The sequence below is a fragment of the Streptosporangium sp. LJ11 genome (assembly GCF_051918945.1).
In the GTDB taxonomy this organism is placed as follows: Bacteria; Actinomycetota; Actinomycetes; order Streptosporangiales; family Streptosporangiaceae; genus Streptosporangium.
In genome coordinates this window covers 1-17718 of record NZ_JBPXMB010000036.1, presented here as the reverse complement: position 1 = coordinate 17718, position 17718 = coordinate 1, and the positions used below count along the sequence as shown (strand labels likewise).

Here is a 17718-nt window from a genome sequence, read left to right as displayed (position 1 = left end):
TTCAACCGACGTCCTGCTGCGCAATCCATTCCCATCACATGCGGGATATCGGAGCCCGCCTTTCGGTGACTCGCCGAAGCCGTGCAGGTCGGCTGGCCTCCAGTACAGGCATTGCGTTCATGCGAGGACGAACTGAACCGTGCCGGGATTGCTGGAGGCCTCTCGGCCGATGAGGCGGGCCTCGCCTCGAACGTGACGCGCACGTGACAGCCGTTCGCCCGCGCCGCCCGCACCGGTGCGGGCGGCGCTCACCGTCGAAGCCTGTCGGTGGAGATGTGCGCTCTCCGGCTCATCGAATCGATTGGCGAACAACGGGCCCGGCGGCGAGAAGGGTCTCGCCGCCGGGCCTCTCACCGCCGCCGTCGCCGCGAAGGCAGGCGCGGCCAGGTCCGCACGGAGTCCGGACCTTCCGCGTGCCGGCGGGGTCAGCTGCGCAGGGTCCATTTCTGGCTGGTCGTGCCGGTGCAGGACCACAGCTGGACCTTGGTCCCGTTGCCGGTCCCGAAGTTGCTCGCCTCCATGCACTTACCGGACTGCACGCCGGTGACGGTGCCGTCGGCGTTGACGTTCCACTGCTGGTTGGCCTGGCCGTTGCAGTCCCAGATGATCACCTGGGTGCCGTTGGCGGTGCCCTGCCCGTTGGCGTCCAGGCACTTGTTGCCGTACACCTGCAGCTGCTTGCCCGAGGTCTGGGTGAAGCGCTGGTTGGTGCCGGTGCCGCAGTCCCACAGCTGCACCTGGGTGCCGTTGGCGGTGGTCGAGTTCGGCACGTCCAGGCACCGGCCGGACTGACCACCCACGATCTGGACGCCCTGCTGCGGGTTGCCGCCGGCCGGCGCGTAGCCCGCGGCGGTGATGTTGGCCTGCACGGCGTTCTCGGTGGCCTCCGAAGGATAACCGGAGGTCAACACGCCCTCGAAGAAGGTGCCGCGGCCGGAGACGCTGTTGTCGCCGCCGATGCCGAGCAGGATGGCGCCCTCCTTCTTCATCGGGTGGTAGCCGTTGGGGCGCCGCCCGTCGAAGTAGGTCGTCAGGCCGCCCGACTGCGCGTTGCCGCCCCGGATCGCCCAGTGGTTCGGCTCACCCTTGACGATGGCCGTGACGAAACGGTGGTTGATCGGCGCGAGGTTGTTGTAGCCCGCGTTCACCCCGGAGAACAGCCCCCACTCCAGGTCGGCCATGATCCAGGGACCGGCCCCGGCCCCGTAGCCCCACTGTTTGTTGGCGCCGAAGTAGACGGTCTCCATGATGGCGGGGGCGTCGGCCTGGCCATCCGTCTGCGCGTTGCCGTAGTCGAAGCAGCACCACTGGTTGTAGTGCGTGCCGTCGACGACGGCGTAGATACCCTCGGGCTGGTCGCCGGTCGCCACACCGTTGGTGTTGTTGTTGCGGTAGCCGGTACCGGGTTCGATGCGGACGCCGTAGGCCTTCTGGCCGCCGATGGTGATCGGGGCCGCCTTCGCGTCGGCGAGGTTGTCCCATCCGCCGGGACCGGGACCGGGCCAGTAGCCGGGCGGAGCCTGGGTGAGGCGGTTGTTGCGGCCGGACTGGTCGTAGAGGATGGTGATGAGGCAGGTCGTGCCGGCGCAGAACGAGTCCTGTGCGGCGGCGTTGACGACTCCGCCCGCGCTCAGCACGCCGATGTCGCGGGTGGTGTTGTCCGAGGCGCGCCGCACCTGGTACAGCGGGCCGTTGTAGGCGCCGTACAGCGCCCGGGTGGTGCTGTGCGCGGCCACACACGGTGTCCCGCCCGCGGCGTAGATGTCACACGGGCCGGTGGTGGCGGCCTGGGCACTACCGCCGCCGGTCAGGCAGGCGGCGGCGACCAACGCGCTCGCGCCGGCCGCGAGCGTCCTTCCCAGGTTTGCGAGGGGCATGCTGCCTCCTTGCCTCTTGCCGGACCGCGCCCTTCGGATGCACGGGGTCGTCGTGCGACTTTCCGAGGGCGCGGCCCGTCGAAGAAACGAATTCCTTACAGATCCCGGTGGTCCCCGCCGGTCACCGGGTCAGCTTCTGGCCCATTTCTGGCTGCTCGTGCCGGTACAGGACCACAACTGCACCCTGGTTCCGTTGCCGGTCCCGAAGTTGCTCGCCTCCATGCACTTACCGGACTGCACGCCGGTGACGGTGCCGTCGGCGTTGACGTTCCACTGCTGGTTGGCCTGGCCGTTGCAGTCCCAGATGATCACCTGGGTGCCGTTGGCGGTGCCCTGCCCGTTGGCGTCCAGGCACTTGTTGCCGTACACCTGCAGCTGCTTGCCCGAGGTGTGGGTGAAGCGCTGGTTGGTGCCGGTGCCGCAGTCCCACAGCTGCAGCTGGGTACCGTTGGTGGTGGTCGAGTTCGGCACGTCCAGGCACCGGCCGGCGTTGAGGTTGCGCAACACCGACGTCGACCCGTTGCCGGGGTCGGAGGAGGGCGGCAGCAGCGTGATGGTGTAGGAGTCGTCGATGGCGGTGTGCGGCAGGTTGACCGTCGTGCCGTTGTCGGACAGGGTCACCACGGAGTTCTGGACGGTGACCGGAGCCGTGACGGCTCCGCCGCCGTTGTAGGGGATGCGCTCGGCGACGACCCTCACCTGGTTGTTCTCCACGATGCCGCTCGTGGTGTCCAGGCGCCGCAGGTTGACGGCGATGTTGCCGGTCGTGGTGCCGCCGCCGACCAGGATCTTGGCCGTCCCCGCCGCCTTGGTGGCGAACGCGTCGTACGAGGCGCTGGGGGTGACGGACGCGATCTGGCCGGTCTGCGAGCCGTAGAAGCGGTAGGCCCACCATTCGCCCTTCGGCTGGTACTGGCCCGCCGAGTTGCGGACGAGCAGGTTGCCGAGGTCGTTGTGCAGGTTTCCGCCGCCCGCCCAGTTGGCGCGCAGGCCGTCGGCGCCGGCCCGCTCCAGGCGTGCGATGTACCAGGACCCGTCGGCGGGGTTCTGCTCGTTGGACGCCCCGTACTCGTTGATCTGGTAGGGCCGCGGGTGCGGGATGCCGCGGGAGTTCAACGTGGTGTCGGCCGCCGCCACGTTGGCCACCGGGTCGCCCGGCAGCGAATGCCAGCTGATGATGTCGGGCACCACGTTGTTGGCCTTGACGTAGTCCAGGTACTGGTTCCAGAAGGCGTGGCCGGTGGAGGGCACGCACGCGCAGCTCGGCCCGACGATGAGATGCGCCGGGAACGCGGCCCGGATGCGCTGGTAGGTGCGTCGCCACAGCTCGAAGTACTGGGACTGGGGGCGGTTCCAGAACAGCGTGATGTTGGGCTCGTTCCACAGGTCCCACTGCACCGGGGCACCCGTCGCCCGCACGTCGTTGATCAGGCGGGTGAGGAAGTTGTCGTAGTCCGTCCAGTTGCCGTTGTCACCGGGAAAGCGCGAGATCGGGTAGCCGTCGGCGCCCCACAGGTCGTGGACGAGCAGGATGAACTCCCCGCCCAGTGACCGGGTGCGCAGCAACTGGGCGCGGGTGGCGTTCCACCGGCGGTCGTACTTGCCCGACACCCAGCCACCCGGGCTGTCGAGCTGTGCTCCACCGGCCCGCATGTACCGGAACTTCACGTCGTTGAAGAACTGGTCGGGCGGGCCCGACGCGTTCTCGGTCATGCCGTAGATCCAACCGGAGGCCCGGTAGGTCGGGGTACCGCCGCCGGCGGAGAAGTCGACGGCGATGGACTGGTCCGCGGCCTGGGCCGGCGTGGCGGACGTCACGACGGGGCCCGCGACGAGTACGCCGACGGCGAGAAAGGCTGCGATCGCGCGGCGGCTTCTGCGCCGCCTGCCGGGTGCGATGTCCACCCCTGGCTCCTCGGACGCGCGGGGGCGGGGCCGATGGGCAGGCAGCGATGGTGTGAGACGCCACAGCCGGGCTCGGCGGACGATGTCGCCAACGTTCATCTCGGACTCTCCTCACTCGTGGGTGCTGTGCGCACAGGTGAGTGGAATGGCTTCGTGGGGCTTTGTGGGGGGTGGCGCGAAAACCAGGATGTCCTGCGTTGAGTCGAATCGATTCGATTCGACCGCAGCCTAGATCTCACTGTCAGGGATGTCAATGACATGTGTTACGGAGGTAAACGCATGGTTTCGAGCGCCGTGGCAGGCGTGCGAGCGACCCGGACGGCGTCTGGTGTGAGCGACGGGAGGCTCCGGCAAGAGAGACGAATGGTTCCGTTGACGAAATAGGCCTACCTAAGATCCCGGTGAAGCAAGCTTGTTCGGGGGCCATGCAGCCTTCGCCACAGCGTTGATCTTTTGCCGTCCTCGCCTGGACGCCTATCGTCATCAAGGATCACAATCGCATCATGGCCGGCTCGTCCCTTCCGGTTCTGAAGGTTTCGGTCAGACAAGACCTGTCGCCCTGACCGCACGATGAGTATGAAACTTTCATTCCCCGCATGAGAGCTGCGCCTGCCCGCGGCGCCTGCCCGCGAGACCCGCGCCGGGAAAAGCCCTCCCTTCTGCCTGTCGAAACGCCGAGCCCGTCGCCACCGTCGACCGCGCATGATCATCGCCAGCGGCACGAGCCGTGACGGACGCGGAATACGCCGCCTTGACAGCGCAAGAGCGACTCCTACCCTGAGGTCCTCACGTGATCGAATCGATGCGCCCGCACACCGACAGGAGCCGGCGTGCCCCCAGCACACTGTCGCGGTGCCGACAGAGGGCCCGAGCTCGACCTGGTTCGGCTGTTCGCCGACGCGATCGGACGCGAGCGGCGGGGCTGACCGGAGACGAAAGGCAGATGAGTGAAACGCACGATCAGAGCGGTGCTGGCGGCCGTCGTCCTGTGCCTGGCCTCCGCCGGAGCCCTCGTCGGGCTACCGTCGGCGTCCGCTGCGGCCCTGACCCAGGTGACGAATTTCGGAACCAACCCGACGAACCTCAACATGTACGTCTACGTACCGGACAGCGTCGCGGCACAGCCCGCGCTGCTGGTGCTGATCCACTACTGCGGCGGGTCGGCCGGCGCGATCTTCAACGGCAACGGGCGCGACTACGTGACCGCGGCCGACAGGCACGGGTACGTCATCGTGGTGCCGGAGGCCACCCGCAGCGAGAAATGCTTTGACGTGTCCACCCCCGCCGCGCTGCGGCGTGACGGCGGCGGCGACTCCACCGGTGTCATGGCGATGGTCACCTGGGCGCGACAGCGCTACAACGTGGATCCGGGGCGGATCGTGGTCAGCGGGTTCTCCTCGGGGGCGATGATGACCAACGTGCTGGCCGCTCAGTATCCGGACGTGTTCGCCGCCGGTTCGGCGTTCTCCGGAGTTCCCGCGGGGTGTTTCGCGACCACGAACGGGTCGCTGTGGAACGGCCAGTGCTCGGGCGGGCAAGTGATCAAGACCGCGCAGCAGTGGGGTGACCTCGCCCGCTCGATGTATCCCGGATACACCGGCCGTCAGCCTCGGATGCAACTGTGGCACGGCAGCACGGACACGACGCTCCACTACAACAACTTCGGCGAAGAGATCAAGCAGTGGACGAACCTGCACGGGCTGAGCCAGACCCCGGCGTTCACCGACCGTCCGCAGTCGAACTGGACCCGGACCAGATACGGCGTCACCTCGGCCCAGGCCACGGTGGAGGGGATCAGCATCAGCGGGGTCGGCCACCAGCTGCCGATGAGCGGCCAGCTCGCCTATGCCATCACCTTCCTCGGCCTCGACAGCGGCGGCACTCCTTCTCCCTCGCCTTCGCCCTCGCCTTCTCCGTCGCCCTCGAGCGGCACGAGCAGCGCGCTGAAGGGCGTCGGATCGGGACGCTGCCTGGACGTGAGCGGCGCCTCGCAGGCCAACGGCGCACAGGCACAGATCTGGGACTGCAACGGGCAGCCCAACCAGCGGTGGACCTCGACCGCATCGGGTGAACTGCGGGTGTACGGCGGCAAGTGCCTGGACGTGAACGGAGGCGGGACCGCCGACGGCGCCGCGGTGATCATCTGGGACTGCAACGGCCAGAACAACCAGAAGTGGCGCCTGAACGCCGACAACAGCATCACCGCGGTCGGCAGCGGCAAGTGCCTGGACGTGTCCGGCTACGGCACCGCCAACGGCACCAAGGTGCACATCTGGAGCTGTCACGGCGGCACCAACCAGAAATGGACCCGAGCCTGACACCGTCCGCCCCGATCGAAGCCGCTACAGCGCGGGACTCCTCGATCTGCTCGCGGTGGTACGCGACCCGGTGGCCCGGGGTGTCGTTCTCGTCGACCATCAGGTCGGCGTCTTGAGGCTTGGCCGCTACCACGATCAGGATTGCGATCACGTTCCATGGGGCGCCGTGGATCCACGCCGATCCGCGTGGGACAGTCGGCATCCTCGCGTGGTTCGAACGGCAGGCGGAGGCCGGTCGGCCTCCGCCTGCCGTTCGGGTGCCGCGCCGAGAAGCGCGGCACCCGTCACGGTGGTGGTCAGGTGGTGGCGCCGGTCACCGTCGTGCCGGACTTGGTGAGGTAGTAGGTGATCTGCTTTCCGCCGCCGCCACCGAGCCGGCCCTGGCCCTGGGACGCGGCGAGGAGCCGACGCAGGCCGGGCTCGAACTCGCCACCACCCTCACGATCCGGGAGAGCACGACAAGACCGGTCGACGACCGGCCGACCGGGACGTGACCGCGTCGTCGTACGCGGAATCACAGGGCTCGGCGCCAACGCCCGCGCTGTCCCCGCCATGACTCCACCGCGCCGTACCGCCGCATGGACCCGCCGGCCTCCGCTCCGGTGACCGGCACCGCCCGGGCAGGGATCTGATCATGCGACTTCCGGCCGGGTTCAGAGGGTATCGAATCGATTCTCCTTGAGGAGTCACGATCCGACCAGGAAGAATGCCTTTCCGGTCGAGGAGATCCCAGGCGACCCATTGACGTGCATGCGACATCGTCCTAGGTTCAGTCGAACCGATTCGAACAATCGGTTCGACATCGAGCGGAAACAGGCGTGTGACGCCGGTCAACGGAGGCCGGAACCGTGCGAGCAACGAACTTCACCGTACCCACATCACCTGCCCCCGAAAGGACGGCCGGATCCATGGCGGCACCGAGATCAGCAGGATCGAGCAGGCGCACGCTCGGCGCGGGCCTGGCCCTCCTGGCCGCCGGCTGCCTGGCCGGTTGTTCGACCACCTCCTCCGAGGGCACGGCGGGCACCGCGGCGGCCTCCAGCCAGGCTGCGGGCGGCGGGGCGTACACCATCTGGGACCCTTACCCGCAGTACGACAAGACCTCCGACTGGGTGAAGCTGCTGGACACCTGCGGCTCCCAGGCGGGTGTGACGATCGAACGCACGGGCTACGACACCACCGACCTGACCAACAAGGCGCTGCTCGCCGCGCAGCAGGGCAACGCCCCCGACGTGCTCATCGTCGACAACCCGGTGGTGTCGACGCTCGCCGAGGCCGGCGTGCTGACCACGACCGCGGAGAACAAGCTCGACATCTCGGCGATCTCGCCCAACCTCATCGCGGCCGGGCAGAGCGGCGGCAACACCTACGGCGTCCCGATCGGGGCCAACACCCTGGCGCTCTACTACAACAAGGCGGTGCTCGACAAGGCGGGGGTGGACATCGCCTCGGTCAAGGACTGGGCGTCGCTGACCGCGGCCCTGGAGAAGGTCAAGGCGGCGGGCAAGAAGGGCATCACGTTCTCCGCCATCGGCACCGAAGAGGGCAGCTTCCAGTTCCTGCCCTGGTTCTGGGGTTCGGGCGCGCAGCTCACCAAGCTCGACTCCCCCCAGGGCGTGTCGGCGGTGGCGCTGTGGACCGACTGGCTGAAGAAGGGGCTCGCCCCGAACTCGGTCATCAACAACACCCAGACCACCAGCTGGCAGGAGTTCGCCACCGGCGACTACGCCTTCGCCGAGAACGGCACCTGGCAACTGGCCAACGCCAAGGAGGCCGGCTTCGAGTACGGCATCATCCCGGTGCCGGCCAAGGACGGCGGAACCGCCGCGGCGCCCACCGGCGGCGAGTTCGTCAGCGTCCCCGTCCAGCAGGACACGGCGCGCTACGCCACCTCCCAGAAGCTGGTGACGTGCCTGACCAGCACCGACAACTCCTTCGCCACGGCGACGGCGCTGTCGTACATCGCGCCCACCGACCAGGTCCAGGCCCGGCAGAGCACCGAGAATCCCGAGCTCGCGGTGTGGGTGGAGGCGGTCAAGGCGGCCAAGGGCCGTACCAGCGACGACCTCGGCACCAAGTACCCGAAGATCTCCGAACCGATGTGGGGCGCGGTGCAGGCGGCGCTGAGCGGGGCCAAGAACCCCGAGCAGGCGATGACCGACGCGCAGACCGCGGCGGCGAGCGCGATCCAGTAGGCCCGGACCATGAGTCGAATCGCCCAGGCACCCACCCGGCGTCCGGCCCCTGCCGGCGGTGGCCCCGTCCCGAACGGATCGGGCCGCCGGAAAGCGGCCCGATGGAGGTCGGATCGGTGGGTGGCATGGGGCTTCCTGGTACCGATCACCGTCTATCTACTGGTGTTCTACGCCTACCCGCTGTTCCGCAACGTGGAGCTGAGCCTGCGCGACTACACGGTGCGCTCGTTCGTCCAGGGCGACGCGCCCTTCACCGGGTTCGCCAACTACGTCGAGGTGCTCAAGGACGCCACGTTCGGGCCCGCGCTGTGGCAGACCGTGGTGTTCACGGTGGTGTCGCTGGCCTTCCAGTTCGCCGTCGGACTCGCCCTGGCCCTGTTCTTCGTCAGGAACTTCCCGCTGTCGGCGACGTTGCGCGCCCTGTTCCTGGTGCCGTGGCTGCTCCCGCTGATCGTGTCGTCCTCGACCTGGGCCTGGATGCTCAACAGCGACTCCGGTGTGGTCAACGCGGTGCTCGGCGCGTTCGGAGTCGGCCCGGTCAACTGGCTGACCTCGCCGGACTGGTCGCTGTGGTCGGTGATCGCCGCCAACATCTGGATCGGTGTCCCGTTCAACCTGGTGATCCTCTACTCCGGCCTCCAGTCGATCAGCCCGTCCGTCTACGAGGCCGCCGCCCTGGACGGCGCGTCGGGCTGGCAGCGGTTCTGGAGCGTGACCTTCCCCCTGCTGCGACCCGTCTCGGCGATCACGCTGCTGCTCGGGCTGGTCTACACGCTGAAGGTGTTCGACATCATCTGGATCATGACCAAGGGCGGGCCGAGCGGCTCCTCCACGACCCTGTCCACCTGGTCCTACCGGCTGGGTTTCGGGAACCTGGTGCCGTCCTTCGGCCCGGGAGCCGCGGTCGGGAACATCCTGATCGCGATGGCGCTGGTCTTCGGGCTTCTCTACATCCGCCTCCAGCGAAGGCAGGACCTCTCATGAGCACCCCGCGCCGCTGGTGGAAGACCGTGATCGGGCTCGCGCTGACCGGCGTGATGCTGTTCCCGGTCTACTGGATGATCAACGTGTCGTTCACCCGGGACCGCGACATGCGCAGGAGCCCGCCGTCGTGGTTCCCCGTACACGGAACCCTGGACGGCTACCGCGCGGTCCTCGACCAGCAGCTTCCCTACCTGGGCATCAGCCTGGTGGTCGGGCTGGGGACGGTGCTGCTGACCCTGGCGGTCGCGGCCCCGGCGGCGTACTCGCTGGCCAAGCTGCGCCCGCGCGGCGGCAGGGCCCTGAGCTTCGTGCTGCTGATCGCGCAGATGATCCCCGGCATCATCATGGCGATGGGCTTCTACGCCATGTTCCTCAACCTCGGCGTGCTCAACACGCTCCCCGGGCTGATCGTGGCCGACTCCACCCTCGCCGTCCCCTTCGCGGTGCTCATCCTCACCGCGTTCATGTCGGGCATCCCGCACGAACTCCTCCAGGCCGCCCGCGTGGACGGCGCCGGAGCCGTACGGGCCTTCTGGTCGATCGTCCTGCCCGTCAGCCGCAACGCGATCATCACGGTGTCGCTGTTCGCGTTCCTGTGGGCGTGGTCGGACTTCATCTTCGCCAGCACGCTCGACAGCGGAGGAGACCACCAGCCGATCACCCTGGGCATCTACCACTACATCGGCAACAACAACCAGCAGTGGAACGCGATCATGGCCACCGCCGTCGTCGCGTCGATACCCGCGGTCGTTCTCCTCGTCATCGCACAGCGCTACGTCACCGCCGGCGTGACCTCGGGCGCCGTCAAGGACTGACCGGGTCACCCTCCCACCGAAAGGATCGTCACTTCATGACCGCCGCCACAGGCCCGGTGTTCTCCCTGCGGGAAATCCCGTTCAGCTTCCGCGGGTCCTGGTTCGGCTTCTCACCGGTCATCGGCGAGAACACCTACGCCCAGGACGTCCACCTGGTCTCCCACCAGACCGGCATGCACCCGATCCTGCGGCTGGTCCCCACCGCCGGCAGCGTCGTCACCGCCACCCCGCACCGGCTCACCTGGGACTGCGACCCCGGGCGGATCGACCTCGCCTACGAGAACACCGACACCGTGCGGGTGCGCGGACGCGGAGTCGACCTGCGACTGCTGGCCGCCGACCCGGTCCTGACGCCGTTCAGCGGCCCCTACTTCTTCCAGGACCCCCGGGACGGGTCCGCGGTCTTCACCGTCTACCAGACCGGGCGCCGCTACCGCGTCACGCTCCTGGCCGGGCGGATCAGCGAACACCTGGGCGCGCAGGAGCTCGGCACCACCGAGCGGGGCGTCGTGGTCACCGGGGACGGGGACACGTGGGAGATCGCCGTCGAGGAGTTCGAGACCGCCCGCGCCCCGTACACGAGCGAGCACGACTTCGAGCAGGTGGCCGGCGCGGCCCGGCGCGACTACGAGGAGTACCTCGGCACCGTGGCACCCTGGCGGGACGACCGGACACCCGCCGCCGAACTCGCCGTCTACGTGCTGTGGTCGGCCACCGTACGCGCGACGGGGTTCGTCACCCGTCCGGCGGTGCTGATGTCCAAGCACTGGATGGACAAGGTGTGGAGCTGGGACCACTGCTTCAACGCGATCGCCCTCGCCGAGGGTCTGCCCTCGCTGGCGTGGGACCAGTTCCGGCTGCCCTTCGACCACCAGGAGGCCACCGGCGCGCTGCCCGACTCGATCACCCACTCCGAGATCCTGTACAACTTCGTCAAGCCGCCCATCCACGGCTGGGTCCTGCGGCATCTCCCGCCGGTGTCGGGAGAGGAACGAGCCGACGTCTACCGCCTGCTGGAACGGTGGACCACCTTCTGGCTCACCGCCCGGCGCGTGCCCGGACACGAACTGGCCCACTACCAGCACGGCAACGACAGCGGATGGGACAACGCGACCACGTTCGCGCCCGAACGCGTCGTCGAGACGGCCGACCTGGCGTCGTTCCTGATCCTCCAGATGCGCACGCTCGCCCGCCTGGCCGGCGAACTCTCCCTGCCCGGCGAGGCGGCCCGCTGGTCGCAGGCGGCCGACCGGATGGCCGAGGCGATGCTCGCCCGGCTGTGGCGCGGCGACCGGTTCGTCACCCGGAGCGCGGGCTCGGAGGAGACCTGGACCAGCAGCAGCCTGCTCGACCTCATGCCGATCGTGCTGGGCGAGGAACTGCCCCAGCACGTCCAGACGGCCCTGGCCTCCCGGATCAAGACCCACCTGACCGAATACGGACTCGCCACCGAACTGCCGACCTCACCGCATTACCAGGACGACGGCTACTGGCGCGGCCCGATCTGGGCCCCTTCGACGGTCCTGATCGAGGACGGCCTCCGCCGGGCCGGCCAGACCGTCCTCGCCGACGAGGTCAGCTCCCGGTTCCGCGCCCTGTGCGAGAAGTCGGGATTCGCGGAGAACTTCGACGCCCGCACCGGGACGGGGCTGCGCGATCGCGCCTACACCTGGACGGCCAGCGCGTATCTCATCCTGGCCGCCGCCCACATCCGCCGGGCGCCGTGAACCACATGCACCCGCCCGGCCGCGGCGGCCGCTCCCGTCCGGCGGGGACGCCCCCTGGAGCCGGTCGCCGAGGGGGCGGACCGGCTCCAGGGTCGCGTCACATCGTGGTCATCCCCGGGTCCACTTCTGGTTGGTGCCGCCGTGGCAGCTCCAGATGTGCACCTTGGTGCCGTTGGCGGTGCCGTAGCCGGACACGTCCAGGCACTTGCCGCTGCCGACCGCGGTGATGCTGTTGTCGGCGTTCAGGCGCCACTTCTGGTTGTTCTGGCCGTTGCAGTCCCAGATGATCACCGCGGCGCCGTCGGCGGTCCCGCCTCCGTTCACGTCCAGGCACTTGTTGCCGTACACCCGCAGCTCACCCGATGCGGTCGAGGTCCACTGCTGGTTGGGCCGCCCGTTGCAGTCCCAGATGTTCACCGCGGCGCCGTTGGCCTGCGAGGCGCCGGAGACGTCCAGGCACCGGCCCGACGCCACGCCCCGCAACGCGCTCGTGTTGGCGGTCGGGGTGGGGGTCGGAGTCGGGGTCGGGGTCGGGGTCACGCCGCCCAGTTCCTTGATGCGGATGTTGCGGTACGCCACCACGTCGGGGGACCCGTGATTCTGGATGCCGATGTAGCCCTGCTGCAGCGAGCGGGCCGGGTCGGTGTTGGTGAAGTCGTTGATCTTCGTGCCGTTCAGGAACACCTGCAGCCGCTCACCCTCCACCAGCAGCTCGTAGGTGTTCCACTGGCCCGGCGGGTTCAGCGCCGCGTCGCGTGCGGCGATGTCCGCCGCCTTGAACCCGTAGACCGCCCCGGTCGTCTTGTCCGCGCTGTCGGTCGCGTCGATCTGCACCTCGTGCCCGGTGTTGAGCGCCGTGTTCGGGTCGGTGGTGGCCGGGAACCCGACGATCACCCCGGAGTTGGAGTCGCCGTTCAGCCTCCAGTCGAGCTTGAGCGAGTACGACCCGAACTCCTTGGCGTTGTACCAGAGCATGCCCATGCCGCCCTGGGAGGTCAGCGTGGCGGAGCTGTTGGTGAACGACCCCGGCCCGGCCTGCGACCAGCCCGTCGTCGACCCGTTGTACAACGTCGTGTAGCCGGTCTCCGGACGGCAGTCGGCGTTGGTCGCCTTGGCCGCGTACCGGATCCCGCCCAGCAGCAGCGTGCGGAAGTTCGAGTCCGCGTACGACGCCTGGGTGTGCCCCAGGCCGGTGTAGAACGAGCGGCCGGACGCCATCGGACGGCACCAGGTGATCGGGTGGTCGCCCATGCCGCCGCCGCTGTAGGTGCTCTCGTCCAGGTTCTGCAGGACCCGCACGTTCGGGCGGGGGTTGCTCCGGAAGCTGTACCACTCGTCGGTCCGCGTCCAGGTCGTCCCCAGGTGAGCGGTCGCGGCGTGCGCCCGGTCCTCGTTGCGCACGGTGGCCTGCTGGATCGCCGGGTGGCTGTTGAACCAGGCGCCCACCAGCTGCCCGTAGTACGGCCAGTTGTACTCGGTGTCGGCGGCCGAGTGCACGCCCACGTAACCGCCGCCGCCGTCCACGTACGACTGGAAGGCGGACTGCTGGCTGTCGTTCAGCACGTCACCGGTGGTGTTGAGGAACACCACCGCCTTGTACCGGGAGAGGTTGGACGTGCTGAAGGCGCCGGCGTCCTCGGTGGCGGTGACGGTGAAGTCGTTGGCGGCCCCCAGGTCGCGGATGGTCTGGATCCCGACGGGGATCGCGTCGTGCCGGAACCCGGCCGTCTTGGAGAAGACCAGCACCTCGAAGGCGGCGGCCTGGGCGGGAAGCGCGGAGATCACGGTCGTGGCGGCGGCGGCGCTGAGCGCCAGCGCGGCCACCGACAGGCGTCGCAGCACGGAGGTCCTCCGGCCGCCACCCCCGTTGCGCCCGAGCGCGGCGGGGATCAGATGTCGAAGCATGGGTGTCCTTCCGTCGTGGCGCCCGGCGCGGCCCTTCCGGCGATGAGCCGGGCCGCTCCGGGCGCCACATCGATGACGTGCTCGTGGTGTGGTCGAGGTCGCGTGCTGTGGCGGATCGCCTCAGACGCGGGTCCACTTCTGGTTGTTGGCGCCCAGGCAGGTCCAGATGTACACCCTGGTGCCGTTGGCGGTGCCGCTGCCGGACACGTCCAGGCACTTGCCGCTGCCGACCGCGGTGATGGTGCCGTCGGAGTTGAAGCGCCACTTCTGGTTGTTCTGGCCGTTGCAGTCCCAGATGAGCACCGCGGTGCCGTCGGCGGTCCCGGCCCCGCTCACATCCAGGCACTTGTTGCCGTAGACCCGCAGCTCACCCGAGCTGTTGGAGGTCCACCGCTGGTTGGCCTGCCCGTTGCAGTCCCAGATGTTCACCGTGGCGCCGTTGGCCTGCGAGGCGCCGGAGACGTCCAGGCACCGGTTCGACCCCACTCCCCGCAACGCGCTCGTGTCACCGGAAGGCGTCGGCGTCGGCGACGGTGTCGGCGACGTGCCGGTGCCGAAGGTGAAGGCGTCCAGGTCGAACAGGTAGCCCTGGCCGGTCGCGCCGCGGAAGACGAGGTACAGCGTCGTGGCGCCGGACGGCGCGCCGCCGAGGTTCGCCGAGACGTCGGCAAAGGTCTCCCAGCTACCGGTGCTCGTGACGTTCACCGTTCCCAGCAGCGTGCCCGTGGCCGAGCCCGCCCGGACCTCGATCCGGCCGCCCACGCCCGCCGAGGACACCCGCGCGGTGAACCTGTTGGCGTTGCTCAGGTTGTACGGCGTGAAGGAGATCCAGTCGCCGTCGTCGACGAAGCCCACGGTCTTGCCGCCCTCGGCGCTGGCGTGGTCGGCCGTCTGCACGCCCTGCTGGGCGCCGAAGTGCTCGCCCTGCCGGTGCCGTGGCTGCAGCGTCCGGCTGCTGGTGGAGGTGAGGCCGCCCGCGTCGGTGTAGGAGGCCACGAAGACGCCGTAGATGTTCGCCGCGGTGTCGTGCTCGCCGTCGACCGGCACCGCGATGGAGCCGCTGCAGCCGGTCTTGGAGGTGATCTCGTGGGCATGGCTGTCATGGCCGAGCGAGTAGGTCACCGTCACTCTCGAACAGTCGATCGTGCCGTCCTCCGGATCGCTCACGGTGACCTGGAACGGCACCGTGTCACCGAAGGAGAACAGCTGGCCGTTGCCGGGGGTCGTGAGCGTCACGGCCGGGGCCGTGTTGCCGACGGACACGGCGACGCTCGCGCCTCCGGGCAGCCCCTGCGGGTCGCGGACGGTGAGCGTGGCGGTGTACGAGCCGTTGGTGGAGTAGGTCTTGGTCGGGTTGGCGGCGGTGGAGGTGGTGCCGTCGCCGAAGTTCCACGAGTACGACAGCGCGCCGCCCTCAGGGTCGGAACTGCCCGCCGAGGAGAAGTTCACCGTCAGCGGGGCCGGTCCCGAGGTCTTGTCGGCCGAGGCCTTGGCGATCGGGTTGCGGTTGGCGGCCTGGCCGATGTACTCGATCCGGTAGAGCGCCTGGTTGTTGCTTCCGGTGCCGTAGTCCAGCACGTACAACGCCCCGTCGGGGCCGAAGGCCATGTCCATCACCTGCGTGCCCGACCAGGGGAACGCGGAGATCTCCCCGTAGCCGCCGTCGCTCCTCACCTCGATGGCCTTGATCCAGCGGCGGCCGTACTCGCCGGCGAAGAACCGTCCGTCGAGAACCTGGGGGAACTTGACGCTGGAGTTCAGGTTCGCGTCGAACCGGTAGACCGGGCCGCCCATCGGCGACTCCGAGCCGCTGCCGAACTCCGGCGGCGAGCCGGAGTCACCGGCGTACTTGATCCACGCCGGCTTGGCCGGGGGCAGCGTGGTCAGGCCGGTGTTGCGGAAGGAGTTGTTGGTCGGGCCCCCCGCGCAGTTGTACTTCGGGCCGGTGCTGTTGGAGGCGAAGTTCCACTCGTTGTAGGTCTCGTTGGTGGTGTTGGAACCCGTGCAGTACGGCCAGCCGTAGTTGCCGGCGGCGGTGATGCGGTTGAACTCCACCTGCCCGCTCGGTCCCCGGCTGGAGTTGGTCGACCCCGAGTCCGGCCCGTAGTCGCCCAGGTAGACGACGCCGGTCGCCTTGTCGACGCTCATCCGGAACGGGTTGCGGAGACCCATCGCGTAGATCTCCGGCCGCGTCCTCGCCGTCCCCTGCGCGAACAGGTTGCCGCTGGGGATCGTGTAGGTGCCGTCCGCCTGCGGCTTGATCCGCAGGAGCTTGCCGCGCAGGTCGTTGGTGTTGCCGGCCGAGCGCTGGGCGTCGTACTGGGGATTGCGGTTGGTCCGCTCGTCCAGCGGGGAGTAGCCGGCCGACTCGAAGGGGTTGGTGTCGTCGCCGGTGGTCAGGTACAGGTTGCCCTGCGCGTCGAAGTCGAGGTCACCGCCCGCGTGACAGCACTGGCCGCGGTCGTTGGCGACCCGCAGGACCACCTTCTCGCTGGCCGTGTCGAGCGTCTCATCCGATTTGAGGGTGAACCGCGACAGGTAGAACTCGCCCTTCCACTGGTCGAACTGCGCCTGGGTGCCGGTGGCCGGGGCGTCGCCGGTCGGCGTGCTCAGCCGTGGGGAGTAGTACAGCCAGACGTGCCGGTTCGTGGCGAAGTTCGGGTCGACCGCCACCCCCTGGAGGCCCTCCTCGTCGTGGGCGTAGACGTTGAGCCTGGCGGCCACCTTCGTGTTGCCGTTGACGTCGGTCACGCGCAACGTGCCGTCGCGGGCCGTGTGGAGGACCGATCGGTTCGGCAGCACGGCCAGTGACATCGCCTCGCCCAGTTCGCCGCCGCCCGTCGCGAGCGGCACCTGCTGGTAGTCGGACGCCGGGATGTTCAGCGCGAGCGCCTGGGATTGCGCACCCGCCCCACCGGCGCCGGATGACGACGCGTGCAGGGCGGGGGTGGCCGCGAGGGTGGAGGTGACCGGGGCGACGAGGGTGAACGCCGCGGCCAGCGCCGCGGAGATGATACCGGTCAGGACCGGTCTGCGCCCCTTGGCGGGCGAAGGTGGTTGCACAGTGGTTCCTTCGGGGGTGGGGGGTGGGTCAGGTCACGCCCTCCTCAGGTGGGTGACACCCTCCCGAGGAGGAGACCGTCGTCGAACGGGGAGGTGTACGACGACGGCTGTGCGGATCCGGCTACGAGGGCGGCCGGATCATGCCGCTCCGCGGCATGACGACCGTGACGGGTGGGCCGGTGGAGGCGATCTCCTGGTCATCACGACGCCGACGGGGACGGCCACGCCGGATCGGGGCCGACCTCGTCCGCGGAACTCGTCCGCGGAGCTCGTTCGATCGGGCACGTGCTTCTCCCAGGATGGCGTGCCTCGCCGGTGACACCACGAAAGAGGGCGTGGTGCGGCAAGGCGGTGGATGTCGACATGGCCGACCACGACATGGAGGGCCGCGAAGCGCCTCCACGTCCCGCTCGGGTGATCCGGCCAGGGAGGTACCGGAAGGAGCACCCGGGACCTCACTACCAATTACGTTCCGACCGCTTATGCCCGTCAAGGCCTTAAGCCTACTTATTTCACAATATGCACACCGAGATTCTGGCCGCGGTGAGCCGCTTTTCGCTTTCACCTGCGACGATGTCCGCCATGTTGCCGTCCGCACCGAAACCTCCCGCATGAAACGTTCATATGTGTCGTACTGATCCGGAACCGCCTGATCCGCCGTGAAGACGACCTCGACGACCACCGCGGCGAGATCCGGCGGCGGCGAGGCCTGCTCCCCCTGCGCCAACCCCGGCACAGGCGCTGGATCTCCGCCTTGGCGCCGACGTCGACGACCGGCCCGGAGTGGGCCGCGCGGAGCTCCTTTCCTCCACGGGCGACGGGCCCGCCCCGCGGTCGGGGGCGGGCCCGGCCCGGCTCAGTACTGGCGGGTGGGCAGGGCTTCCTTGGCCTGCTCCTGGGTGAAGGTGGTCTCCTCGGTCACCACCCGA

Annotated in this window: 9 protein-coding genes; 5 read left to right on the top strand and 4 right to left on the bottom strand. The window is 68.9% G+C overall.

Translation table 11 applies throughout. From position 1 onward, the window contains the following. Positions 1-425: 425 nt before the first annotated feature. Together ACTOQ3_RS37865 and ACTOQ3_RS37860 are read right to left on the bottom strand one after the other, a co-directional pair. On the bottom strand, positions 426-1877 hold the full coding sequence (locus ACTOQ3_RS37865) for an arabinofuranosidase catalytic domain-containing protein (protein WP_440088454.1): 1452 nt from the start codon (positions 1875-1877) through the stop codon (positions 426-428). Between the two features lie 129 nt (positions 1878-2006). Next, positions 2007-3782 (bottom strand): ricin-type beta-trefoil lectin domain protein, encoded by a 1776-nt coding sequence (locus ACTOQ3_RS37860; protein ID WP_440088452.1) that lies wholly within the window; start codon positions 3780-3782, stop codon positions 2007-2009. 947 nt (positions 3783-4729) lie between these two features. Between ACTOQ3_RS37860 and ACTOQ3_RS37855 the strand changes: the two genes are divergently transcribed. The 5 genes from ACTOQ3_RS37855 to ACTOQ3_RS37835 all read left to right on the top strand — a co-directional run bounded on the left by ACTOQ3_RS37855 (position 4730) and on the right by ACTOQ3_RS37835 (position 11821). After that, on the top strand, positions 4730-6100 hold the full coding sequence (locus ACTOQ3_RS37855; protein ID WP_440088450.1) for an extracellular catalytic domain type 1 short-chain-length polyhydroxyalkanoate depolymerase: 1371 nt from the start codon (positions 4730-4732) through the stop codon (positions 6098-6100). Positions 6101-7008: 908 nt separating this feature from the next. Continuing rightward, positions 7009-8295, top strand: a complete 1287-nt coding sequence (locus tag ACTOQ3_RS37850; RefSeq protein ID WP_440088448.1) for a sugar ABC transporter substrate-binding protein — start codon at positions 7009-7011, stop codon at positions 8293-8295. Between the two features lie 120 nt (positions 8296-8415). Then, complete coding sequence (locus ACTOQ3_RS37845; protein WP_440088446.1) at positions 8416-9279, top strand: carbohydrate ABC transporter permease; 864 nt, start codon at positions 8416-8418, stop codon at positions 9277-9279. After that, on the top strand, positions 9276-10094 hold the full coding sequence (locus ACTOQ3_RS37840) for a carbohydrate ABC transporter permease (protein ID WP_440088444.1): 819 nt from the start codon (positions 9276-9278) through the stop codon (positions 10092-10094). The genes ACTOQ3_RS37845 and ACTOQ3_RS37840 overlap by 4 nt, the downstream gene beginning before the upstream one ends. Positions 10095-10129: 35 nt before the next feature. Then, entirely contained in the window at positions 10130-11821 is a 1692-nt protein-coding gene (locus tag ACTOQ3_RS37835; protein ID WP_440088442.1) for an amylo-alpha-1,6-glucosidase, read from the top strand. A gap of 108 nt (positions 11822-11929) precedes the next feature. Here ACTOQ3_RS37835 and ACTOQ3_RS37830 read toward each other — a convergent pair whose 3' ends face one another. Both ACTOQ3_RS37830 and ACTOQ3_RS37825 read right to left on the bottom strand, forming a co-directional pair. Further along, the gene (locus ACTOQ3_RS37830) at positions 11930-13726 is read right to left on the bottom strand and encodes a lectin (protein ID WP_440088440.1); all 1797 of its coding nucleotides are present in this window, start codon (positions 13724-13726) and stop codon (positions 11930-11932) included. Between the two features lie 120 nt (positions 13727-13846). Next, the gene (locus tag ACTOQ3_RS37825) at positions 13847-16789 is read right to left on the bottom strand and encodes a lectin (RefSeq protein WP_440088438.1); all 2943 of its coding nucleotides are present in this window, start codon (positions 16787-16789) and stop codon (positions 13847-13849) included. Positions 16790-17718: the final 929 nt, after the last annotated feature.

Excerpts from the sequence above, each read along its gene's own strand:
- ACTOQ3_RS37865 (WP_440088454.1), bottom strand. The coding sequence starts at position 1,877 with ATGCCCCTCGCAAACCTGGGAAGGACGCTCGCGGCCGGCGCGAGCGCG.
- ACTOQ3_RS37850 (WP_440088448.1), top strand. The coding sequence starts at position 7,009 with ATGGCGGCACCGAGATCAGCAGGATCGAGCAGGCGCACGCTCGGCGCG.
- ACTOQ3_RS37840 (WP_440088444.1), top strand. The coding sequence starts at position 9,276 with ATGAGCACCCCGCGCCGCTGGTGGAAGACCGTGATCGGGCTCGCGCTG.
- ACTOQ3_RS37835 (WP_440088442.1), top strand. The coding sequence starts at position 10,130 with ATGACCGCCGCCACAGGCCCGGTGTTCTCCCTGCGGGAAATCCCGTTC.
- ACTOQ3_RS37830 (WP_440088440.1), bottom strand. The coding sequence starts at position 13,726 with ATGCTTCGACATCTGATCCCCGCCGCGCTCGGGCGCAACGGGGGTGGC.